The 9,453-nt window shown below is 72.3% G+C and carries 7 protein-coding genes; 2 read left to right on the forward strand and 5 right to left on the reverse strand.

Going from position 1 to position 9,453, the window contains the following annotated elements:
• The first annotated feature begins 284 nt into the window (after positions 1-284).
• Together F3T56_RS44670 and F3T56_RS44675 are read left to right on the forward strand one after the other, a co-directional pair.
• Entirely contained in the window at positions 285-1,397 is a 1,113-nt protein-coding gene (locus F3T56_RS44670) for a carbohydrate kinase family protein (RefSeq protein ID WP_149831189.1), read from the forward strand.
• A 270-nt stretch (positions 1,398-1,667) separates the two neighbouring features.
• The gene (locus F3T56_RS44675) at positions 1,668-2,876 is read left to right on the forward strand and encodes an MFS transporter (RefSeq protein ID WP_149831190.1); all 1,209 of its coding nucleotides are present in this window, start codon (positions 1,668-1,670) and stop codon (positions 2,874-2,876) included.
• A 7-nt stretch (positions 2,877-2,883) separates the two neighbouring features.
• Here F3T56_RS44675 and F3T56_RS44680 read toward each other — a convergent pair whose 3' ends face one another.
• The 5 genes from F3T56_RS44680 to F3T56_RS44700 all read right to left on the reverse strand — a co-directional run bounded on the left by F3T56_RS44680 (position 2,884) and on the right by F3T56_RS44700 (position 9,269).
• Complete coding sequence (locus tag F3T56_RS44680) at positions 2,884-3,876, reverse strand: adenosine deaminase (protein ID WP_149831191.1); 993 nt, start codon at positions 3,874-3,876, stop codon at positions 2,884-2,886.
• Between the two features lie 47 nt (positions 3,877-3,923).
• Positions 3,924-4,832: a ribonuclease Z gene (locus F3T56_RS44685; RefSeq protein WP_149831192.1), complete on the reverse strand. Its 909-nt coding sequence runs from the start codon at positions 4,830-4,832 to the stop codon at positions 3,924-3,926.
• 15 nt (positions 4,833-4,847) lie between these two features.
• A complete protein-coding gene (locus F3T56_RS44690) occupies positions 4,848-5,201 on the reverse strand; it encodes an HIT domain-containing protein (protein WP_149831193.1) in 354 nt (117 codons plus the stop codon).
• A gap of 121 nt (positions 5,202-5,322) precedes the next feature.
• Complete coding sequence (locus F3T56_RS44695) at positions 5,323-8,616, reverse strand: S41 family peptidase (protein WP_149831194.1); 3,294 nt, start codon at positions 8,614-8,616, stop codon at positions 5,323-5,325.
• Between the two features lie 92 nt (positions 8,617-8,708).
• On the reverse strand, positions 8,709-9,269 hold the full coding sequence (locus tag F3T56_RS44700) for a hypothetical protein (protein ID WP_172639475.1): 561 nt from the start codon (positions 9,267-9,269) through the stop codon (positions 8,709-8,711).
• Between the last annotated feature and the right edge of the window lie 184 nt (positions 9,270-9,453).

A 9,453-nucleotide genomic window follows, 5' to 3' on the forward strand; every position in this document is an offset into this window, starting at 1 on the left:
GCGCCCCTGAAAGACTGGGGGTGCCCCCAGGTTTTCAGGGGCGCGGGGAACTGCGCGAGCAACCACAGACAACCCGCACCCGCCAACGCACCCCACTCCCCGAGCTCTCCCGCGGGATCGAAGGGGCGCAGCCCCTGGATGGGGGAGGGGCGGGTAGGGGCGGCGGGGGCGAAAACACCCCACCCGAACCAACGCCCCACAGCCCGACTCCCACAAGACCGGCGCCCCCGGCGGAGCGCTTGGTGCAGACTGGCTGGATCCGCACCACCGCCAGGGAGCACATCGTGACCGCGTCCAAGGGAGAGCGCCCGAACCGCCGGCCCCAGGTCGACCCACTCGGCCACCTGCGGGCACAGACCGCCCCGCCCTGGGACGTCTACCTCACCGGCACCGTCTTCCTCGACATCATCTTCACCGGCCTCGACTCCGCCCCGGTGCGCGGGACGGAGTCCTGGGCGCGCGGGATGGGGTCGAGCCCCGGCGGCGTGGCGAACATGGCCACGGCGCTGGCCCGCCTCGGCCTGCGGACCTCCCTCGCGGCGGCCTTCGGCGACGACCACTACGGCGAGTACTGCTGGGACGCCCTGGAGCAGGGCGAGGGCATCGATCTCTCCACCTCCCGCACGGTCCCCGGCTGGCACTCCCCGGTCACCGTCTCCATGGCGTACGAGGGCGAGCGCACGATGGTCTCGCACGGGCACGCGGCGCCCCCGGAGGAGTCCGCGCCGGACTGCCCGCCGCACGCGCGCGCCGCCGTCGCCTCCCTCACGCCCGGCGTGCACGCCCCCTGGGTCGCGCAGGCCGCGAGCAAGGGCACCCGGATCTTCGCTGACGTCGGCTGGGACGAGACCGGCGCCTGGGACCTGGCGGGGCTCGCCGATCTCGCGCACTGCGAGGCGTTCCTGCCGAACGCGGAGGAGGCGATGCGGTACACCCGTACCGAGTGCCCCCGGGCGGCGGCGCGCGCCCTCACCGACCACGTCCCGGTGGCCGTGGTGACGCTGGGGTCAAAGGGCGCGTACGCGGTGGACGGCCGTACCGGCGAGACGGCGGAGGTGCCGGCCATCGCGGTGGAGGCCATGGACCCCACGGGCGCGGGTGATGTGTTCGTCGCCGGTTTCGTCACCGGCACGCTGGCGGACTGGCCCCTGGCGGACCGGCTGGCCTTCGCGGGTCTGACCGCCGCGCTGTCGGTCCAGGAGTTCGGCGGCTCCCTGTCGGCCCCCGGCTGGTGCGAGATCGGCGCGTGGTGGCGCCGGGTGCAGTCCCTGGAGAGCCAGGACCCGGCGGCCCTGAGCCGCTACGCCTTCCTGGACGACCTCCTCCCCAAGGAACACATCAGCCCGTGGCCCCTCCGCCGCGCCGTCCCCACCATCGGCTTCCGCCGCTCGGCCTGAGCCACACGCGAGTCGGGGAAGGCGCCCGAGGGAGCGGTGAACCGGCCGAGAAACAACGCCAGTTGAGGCACGTCGTCGGCATGCGAGGGCGCCTGCTGCTACCCCCTCACCCGCACCCCAAACCCAACGTGCCTCAGATCACACCCATCGCGTTTCTTTCTCTCCCCGCGCCCTTGATACAAATTGGCCGCGCGTTCCTGTCCATCGACGGTCGCCCAACCCCCTTACTCAGGCCCTAGAGCCGCACCTTCGTCATGCCCAGGAACGCCCGTGTCCCCCCGCACCACCACCCCGCCCTGGCCTCTCGTCGCCCTTTTCACGGCCGGGTACCTCGCCGCCTACCTCCTGCCCACCACCGTCGGCAGACTCGACGCGACCCTCCCCCTCACCGCCACCGAGGCGGGCGCCGTCGGCAGTGCCCTGTTGCTGGGGTCGGCCATGGCGGGCTTCACCCTCGCCGCGTACGTGGAGCGGGTCGGCCCTCGCCGCCTCGCCCGTACGGGGCTGCTGCTCGCCGCCGTCGGCTACGGCACCGCCGCGCTCACGACGGCCCTCCCCGCGGTCGTCGCGGGAGCGGTCCTCGGCGGCTTCGGCTCGGGTACCGCGACGGCCGTGGCCGCAGCCGGGATCGCCGGCCGGCGCGACCCCCACCGAGTGTCCACCCTGGGCCTCTTGGGCGTCTCGGCACTGGCCGGCACGCTCTACCTGACCATCCCCCGCCTGGGCCCGGGCCACGGCCTGCCCCTCGCCGCGCTCGCCGTCACGGCCCTGCTCACCTGGCCGGCGACCGCCCGTCTCGCCACCCCGGTGGCCACGGCCCAGGTCACCCGGCAGCGCGGCCCGCTCCCCCACCGCCGCTCCGGACTGGTCCTCGCCGGCACCCTCCTGCTGTGGTCCCTCGCCCAGAACTCCCTCTGGGGCGTCAGCGGCCGTATCGGCACCACCCAGGCCGGGCTCACCGAGGTCACCGTCGGCGCGGTCTTCGCGGTGGCACTGGGCGCGGGCCTGCTCGGGGTGATCGGCGCGAGCGCGCTGGGCGCCCGCTTCGGCCGGGCCCTGCCCATCGGCGGCGGCACCGCGCTCATCGCCGGCTGCATCGTGCTCAGCGCCTCCGCGACCGACCTCGCGACCTTCGCCACCGGCGAGATCGCCTGGAACGTGCTCTACCCGGTCGTGCTGTCGTACCTGATCGGCCTCGCCGCGGCCCTCGACCCACGCGGCCGCTGGGCCGTCCTCATCGGCTCCGCGTCCTCGCTCGGCACGGCCGCCGGCCCCCTCACCGGCAGCCTGCTCTCCGCCCACGCCGGCTACCCGACGATGGGCGCGATCCTCGCCGCGGGCCTGCTCCTGATCGCGGCGCCCATGACTCTCGTAGCCCTGCGCACCACGACACCCACGACGGAACACGCCCGACACGAGGGCCGCACGACCGCCGAGCAGGCCACCGTCGGACAGCCCGACTACCGCCCGGCGGCCTGAGCCCCGCTCACTCGAACTCGTACGCCTCGACCTCGGCGAGATACCTGGCCCGCCGCTCCTCGTCGTGCTCCAGGAAGGACGCGGTGAAGGAGTTGCGGGCGAGTTCGCGCAGCCGCTCGTCGGTCAGGCCCAGGGTCCGGCATACGGCGTCGAAGTTGTCGCCGGCGTAGCCGCCGAAGTAGGCGGGGTCGTCGGAGTTGACCGTGCACAGCAGGCCGGCGTCGAGCATGGCGGGCAGGGGGTGGTCGGCCAGGGTGTCGACGGTCCGCAGGCGGACGTTGGACAGCGGGCACAGCGTCAGCGGCACCCGCTCCCGCACCAGCCGCTCGACGAGGGCCGGGTCCTCCATGCACCGCAGCCCGTGGTCGACGCGCTCGACCCCGAGGACGTCGAGGGCCTCGGTGATGTACGACGGCGGCCCCTCCTCCCCCGCGTGCGCCACCCGCCGCAGCCCGAGCGCGGCGGCCGCCTCGTACACCTCGCGGAACTTGACCGGCGGATGCCCGACCTCGGCGGAGTCGAGTCCGATGCCGACGATCCGGTCGAGGTACGGCTTGGCGGCCTCCAGCGTCTCCATCGCCGAGGCGGCGGACTCGTCCCGCAGGAAGCACATGATCAACTGCGTGGAGACCCCATGAGTGGCCTCGCTCCTCCCCAACGCCCGCCACAGCCCGTCGACGACCGTCCCCATCCCCACGCCCCGTGCGAGGTGGGCCTGCGGATCGAAGAAGATCTCCGCGTGCCGCACGCCCTGGGCGGCGGCGCGGGCGAGGTAGGCGTCGGCGAGGTCCGCGAAGTCCTGCTCGGTGCGGAGCACGGCCATCAGCTCGTAGTACAGGTTCAGAAAGGACTGGAGGTCCTCGAACTCGTACGCCTTCCGGAGCGCGTCCGTGTCCGCGTACGGCAGCGCGACCCCGTTGCGGGCGGCCAGCTCGAAGGCCAGCTCAGGCTCCAGGGTGCCTTCGATGTGGAGGTGCAGTTCAGCTTTGGGGAGGGACATCACGGCATCGTACGGCCGGGGTGTCGTGGTTTCGCATACGCCCCTTCTCACCGCCGTTTCGGAAGCGGCACTCTCATCAGATCGTGCGCCACGCTCAGCTCCCCCTCGAACCCGGCGGCCCGCGCCTGGCGTTCGAACTCCTCCGGCTCGGAATAACGCTGGCTGAAGTGGGTGAGCACGAGATGCCGTACGCCGCAGTCGCGGGCCACGGAGGCCGCCTGACCGGCGGTCAAGTGACCGTACTCGACGGCGAGTTCGATGTCCTCGTTGAGGAACGTGGACTCGATGACGAGCATGTCGGCGGCGTCGGCGAGGGCGTAGACCCCGTCACACAGCCTCGTGTCCATGACGAACGCGAACCGCTGCCCGCGCCGCAGCTCGCTCACCTCGTCCAGCGAGACATCGCCCAGCGCGCCCTCCCGCTGGATACGCCCGATGTCCGGCCCCTTGATCCCGTACTCGGCGAGCCGCTCCGGCAGCATCCGCCGCCCGTCGGGCTCGACGAGCCGGTAGCCGTACGACTCGACGGGGTGGGAGAGCCGGCGCGCGTCGAGCGTGTACGAAGGGGTGGCGGTCAATACTCCACCTTCGCCCTCGACGGGCGCCTCGATCAGCTGGACCGTCTCCCGGTACGCGGTGGCGTACCGCAGCCGGTCGAAGAAGCGTTGTCCGGAGCGCGGGTAGTGCGCGGTGACGTCGTGCGGGACGCGGTCGAGGTTGACGCGCTGGATGACACCCGCGAGGCCGAGGGAGTGGTCGCCGTGGAAGTGGGTGACGCATATGCGGTTGAGGTCGTGTGCGGCGACGCCGGCGCGCAGCATCTGGCGCTGTGTGCCCTCGCCGGGATCGAACATGATCCCCTCGGCGTCCCAGCGCAGCAGGTAGCCGTTGTGGTTGCGGTGCCGGGTCGGGACCTGGCTGGCGGTGCCGAGGACGACCAATTCACGTACGGACACGGCTGGTTATCCGGGTCAGCCGGGGGGCCACTGGAGGCCGCGGCCTCCGATGACGTGTGCGTGGGCGTGCCAGACGGTCTGGCCGGCGCCGCTGCCGGTGTTGAAGACGATCCGGTAGCTCTCCAGCTTGTCCTCGTCGGCGACGGCCTGGGCCTCGCGCAGGACGTCCGCGGCGAGGGTGGGGGCAGCGGTGGCGAGGGTGGCGGCGTCCGGGTAGTGGGCCTTCGGGATGACCAGGACGTGGGTCGGTGCCTGGGGGTTGATGTCCCGGAACGCGACGGTCGTCTCCGTCTCGCGCACGATGGTCGCCGGGACGTGCCCCTCTACGATCTTGCAGAACAGACAGTCGTCCTGCGGCTCCCCTGCCATGCGGTGCCCTCCTCGGCGGCCGGCGCTGATCACGTACCCCGGCATCGTATCGGGGGGTTTCCGCCCCCGCCGCCCTTACCCATTCCCATCCCCAGGGGCTGCGGGGGCGAGGAAACCGCCCCTACGACCCCGGCAGCCGCGGAGCGCTCTTCGCCGGGGTCTGTTCAAGCGCCGCCAGGGCGATCCGGATCGCCTCGTCCAGCTGAGGGTCCCGGCCGGCCGCGTAGTCCTGAGGCGTCTGGAACACCTCCACGTCCGGATCGACGCCGTGGTTCTCGACACCCCACTCGTACCCCTCCAGCCAGAAGGCGTACTTGGGCTGCGTCACCAACGTCCCGTCCACCAACCGGTACCGGCTGTCGATCCCGACGACCCCGCCCCACGTCCGCGTACCGACCACCGGCCCGATCCCGAGCGCCTTGATCGCCGCGTTCACGATGTCCCCGTCGGACCCGGAGAACTCGTTGGCGACGGCGACGACAGGCCCACGAGGCGCGTCGTCGGGGTAGCTCGACGGCCGCATCCCACGCGGCAGATCCCACCCGACGATCCGCCGGGCCAGCTTCTCGACGACCAGCTGGGACGTATGCCCGCCCCGGTTCTCCCGGACGTCCACGACGAGCCCTTCCCGGGCGACCTCGATCCGCAGATCCCGGTGGATCTGGGCCCACCCGGGCGCCTGCATGTCGGGGACGTGCAGATACCCGAGCCGCCCACCGGACCTCTCATGGACGTACGCCCGCCGATCGGCGACCCACGCGTGGTATCGCAATGGCTCCTCGTCGGAGATGGGCACCACGACCGCGTGCCGCGGATCCCCGCCCCCCGACGGCAGCACCGTCAGCTCGACCGCCTTGCCCGCCGTCCCGACGAGCAGCGGCCCGGGCCCGGTCACCGGATCGACCGGCTGCCCGCCCACGGCGATGATCGCGTCCCCGGCCCGCACCGCGACCCCGGGCGCGGCGAGCGGCGCGTGCGCGTCGGGGTCGGAGGTCTCGGACGGCAGCACCCGGTCGATGCGCCACAGCGGCGCCCCCTGGGGGCCGTCCTCGTGCCGGGAGATGTCCGCGCCGAGCAGCCCCTGCCGCCGGTCGCCGGAGCCACCGCCGCCGCGCGGGGTCACGTACGCGTGGGACGTTCCCAGTTCGCCCTGCACCTCCCAGAGGAGGTCGACAAGATCGTCGTGCGTGGCGACCCGGTCCAGGATGGGCCGATACCGGTCCAGGACGCCGTCCCAGTCGACCCCGGCCAGGTCCGGCCGCCAGAAGTTGTCCCGCATGAGGCGGCCGGTCTCGTCGTACATCTGCCGCCACTCGGCGGCCGGGTCGACGGTCTGCCGTACGCGGCCGAGCTCGACGGTGATGTTGCTGTCGCTCTCGTCGTCGTTCGAGGCGCGCCGGTCGCTCGGTACGACCTTGAGCTTGCCGTCGGTCCACAGCAGCACCCGCTTGCCGTCGCCGCTGACCGCGAAGTGGTCGGCGTCGGAGGCGAGGTACTCGAGGCGCCGCTGGGCGAGGTCGTAGCGCTCCAGGGAGGTCTTCGGGTCAGGGTCGTCGGGGGTGGCCCGGGAGTGCCCGAGGACACCGGTGACCGGGTGGCGCAGCCACAGGACGCCGTCCTTGGCGGCTCGCAGCGTCGTGTAGCGGGCGGCCTCGACAGGGAACGGGACGATCCGGTCGGCGAGCCCTTCGAGGTCGACCCGGGTCGCGGGAGTGCCCTCGCTGTCCGGGGTCTCGTCCTTCTCCGGCGCCTCGAACGGCCGCCCGTGGCGCTGTGGCCCGAACGGGGACGGCGTGGTCGCGGCGAGAGTGATGAGGTGCGGACGGGCGCCGCTGACGAAGTGAAGGTCGAAGACGTGTTCGTCGTAGACCGGGTCGAAGGCACGCGCCGAGAGGAAGGCCAGGTGCTTGCCGTCGAGCGTGAACGTCGGCGAGAAGTCCTGGAAGCGCAGCGGGGTCGCCTCGGTGACGGACAGGTCGGCGGTGTTGGCGAGCTTGAGATGGCGCAGCGGTCGCGGCCCCGGATGTGACCAGGCGAGCCAGGCCGAGTCCGGCGAGAAGACGAGCCCGGACACCTCCCCGTCCTCGCTCCGGTCGACCTCCCGCACCTCGCCCGTCTCCCGCTCGACGAGCAGGACCCGCCCGTCGTGCGCGGCGACGGCGGCCCGGCTGCCGTCGGGCGCCACGGCGAGCCCCAGCACCCGGCCCAACTGCCCTGCGGCGAGCCGACGCGGGGTGGCGCCCGGCCCGGCACCGGTCGCCGGCGCGAACTCCAGCGCGTCGTCGCCCTCCGCGTCCGTCACCCACACCACCCACTCCTCGCCCTCCACCCGGAAGGTCCGGGGCAGCCGTGCCCGCACCCCGTGCTCGGCGGCGAGCGCCCGGGCGGGCCCGGAACGATGGGTGACCCAGTGGACTCCGCCGCGCACGGCGACGGCACTGCCCCGCGCGGTGTGGTCGGGCGACGCGGACCCGAACCACCGGGAGGTGTTCACCGGGAACGGCTGAAGATCGACCCGCTGCCCACCCAGCCGGATGTCGAGCCGCCGGGGCTCGGCCCCGTCCAGATCATCGAGCAGCCACAACTCGCCGGCGGACGCGTACACGACCCGCGCCCCGTCCGTGGCCGCATGCCGGGCGTAAAACCCGTCGACAGGCGTGTGCCGCCGAAGATCCGACCCATCGGCGAGGGACGAGTACAACGCCCCCACACCCTCGTGATCGGACAGGAACGCGATCCTCCCCCACTCTCGGCTTCGCTCGAGCGGGGGGACCCCCATCCCCACCCACAGGGGATATTCGAGGTTTCCGTCCAACCCCTCGTGCAGCCGGACGAATTCCCCCTCGCCCTCGCGATCGATCCACAACTTGCCCGCCGTACCGCCCCGATACCGCTTCCACCAGGCGGCCTCACGCCCCATCGGCGCCGACAGCAGCACGGTGGCGGGCCCGTAGGCGACATGACCGACCGGCCCGTACGGCAGTGTCGTGGCCGGTCCGCCATCGAGCGGCACGGCCCGCGCCCAGCTCCGCCGCAGGCTGGCCTGCCCCTGCGTACTGAGCGCGAGGACCTGCCCGTCCGGGGTCCAGCCGCGCACCTGAGTCCGCCAACTGCCCCAGTAGGTGAGGCGCTTGGCGGGCCCACCGTCGATGGGCGCCACATGCACCTCGGGCGCGCCGTCACGCGTGGACGTCCACGCGACGGTGGTGCCGTCCGGGGAGATCCGCGGATGGTTCACGGGCGTGTTGTCCGCGCTGACCCGCCAGGCACGGCCGCCGTCGACCGGGGCGACCCAGACGTCGTCCTCGGCGGTGAAGGCGACCAAGTCGCCATGCAGATGCGGGTATCGAAAATATCCGGGCGATACGGATGATACGGATGATACGGACGACGCTGACGCTGACTGCGAGGACAGTGCGGACTGAGTCACCCGGTCACTGTAAGCAGCGTACGGGCAGATTGGGAGGGGTTTGGATCATGTCGCTCGCGGTGAACGGCAGTTGCCCCTCATTTGCCCTCGGGCCAGCACTGCGGATCCTTCTGACACCAGATGGTCTGGGTGACGGTGACCGTCACGGTGGGCCCGGGCTGCCCCGGCTGGTCGGGCGCGCCGGGGGTCGGTGTGGGGTCGGGGGCGTTGCAGTTGCCCAGCACGTCGACGTGGAACCACTCCTTGCCGTCGACCTTCGCGGTCAGATCACCCCGTACGCACTTCCCGTTGACCTCCTGCGTCACCTTCCCGGTGAGGGTGATCTCACGGCCTTTCTTGTCCTCGCCCTCGCAGTCGACGTTGGCGACGGTGTTGGGGGAGGGGGACGCCGACTGGGACTGATTGCTGCCGCTGTTGTCGTACGAGGCCGTGCAGTTGAGCCACTGGACGTCGAGGCCCTGCCGCTCCAGTTCCTTGGTCCCCATTTGATCCGTCGTGATGGCGACAGCGCCGGTACTGAGCCCGTCCCCCATCTCGCATCCCACCAGGCCCACGACGGCCCCGACCCCGAGCCCCACGCCCAGCAGAGCCCGACGCCCACGGATGCGGTACGCCCTGATACGCCTCAACGCCCCCATACACGGCAGCGTGCCACTCCGTGGGGCCCCGCGAAAGACGGCCTACAGCCAAGCTGCCGGGTCGATCTTTTCTACGCCCCTTCAACCCCCGCGGACGAGCTCGGTCCAGTCGGTGCGTTGGCGGGTGCGGGTGGGTGGGGGCTTGTCGCGCCCACGCGGCGGAGCCGCACATCGACACAGCCCC

Origin of the sequence: Streptomyces tailanensis (assembly GCF_008386495.1) — a bacterium.
GTDB classification, from domain to species: Bacteria; Actinomycetota; Actinomycetes; order Streptomycetales; family Streptomycetaceae; genus Streptomyces; species Streptomyces tailanensis.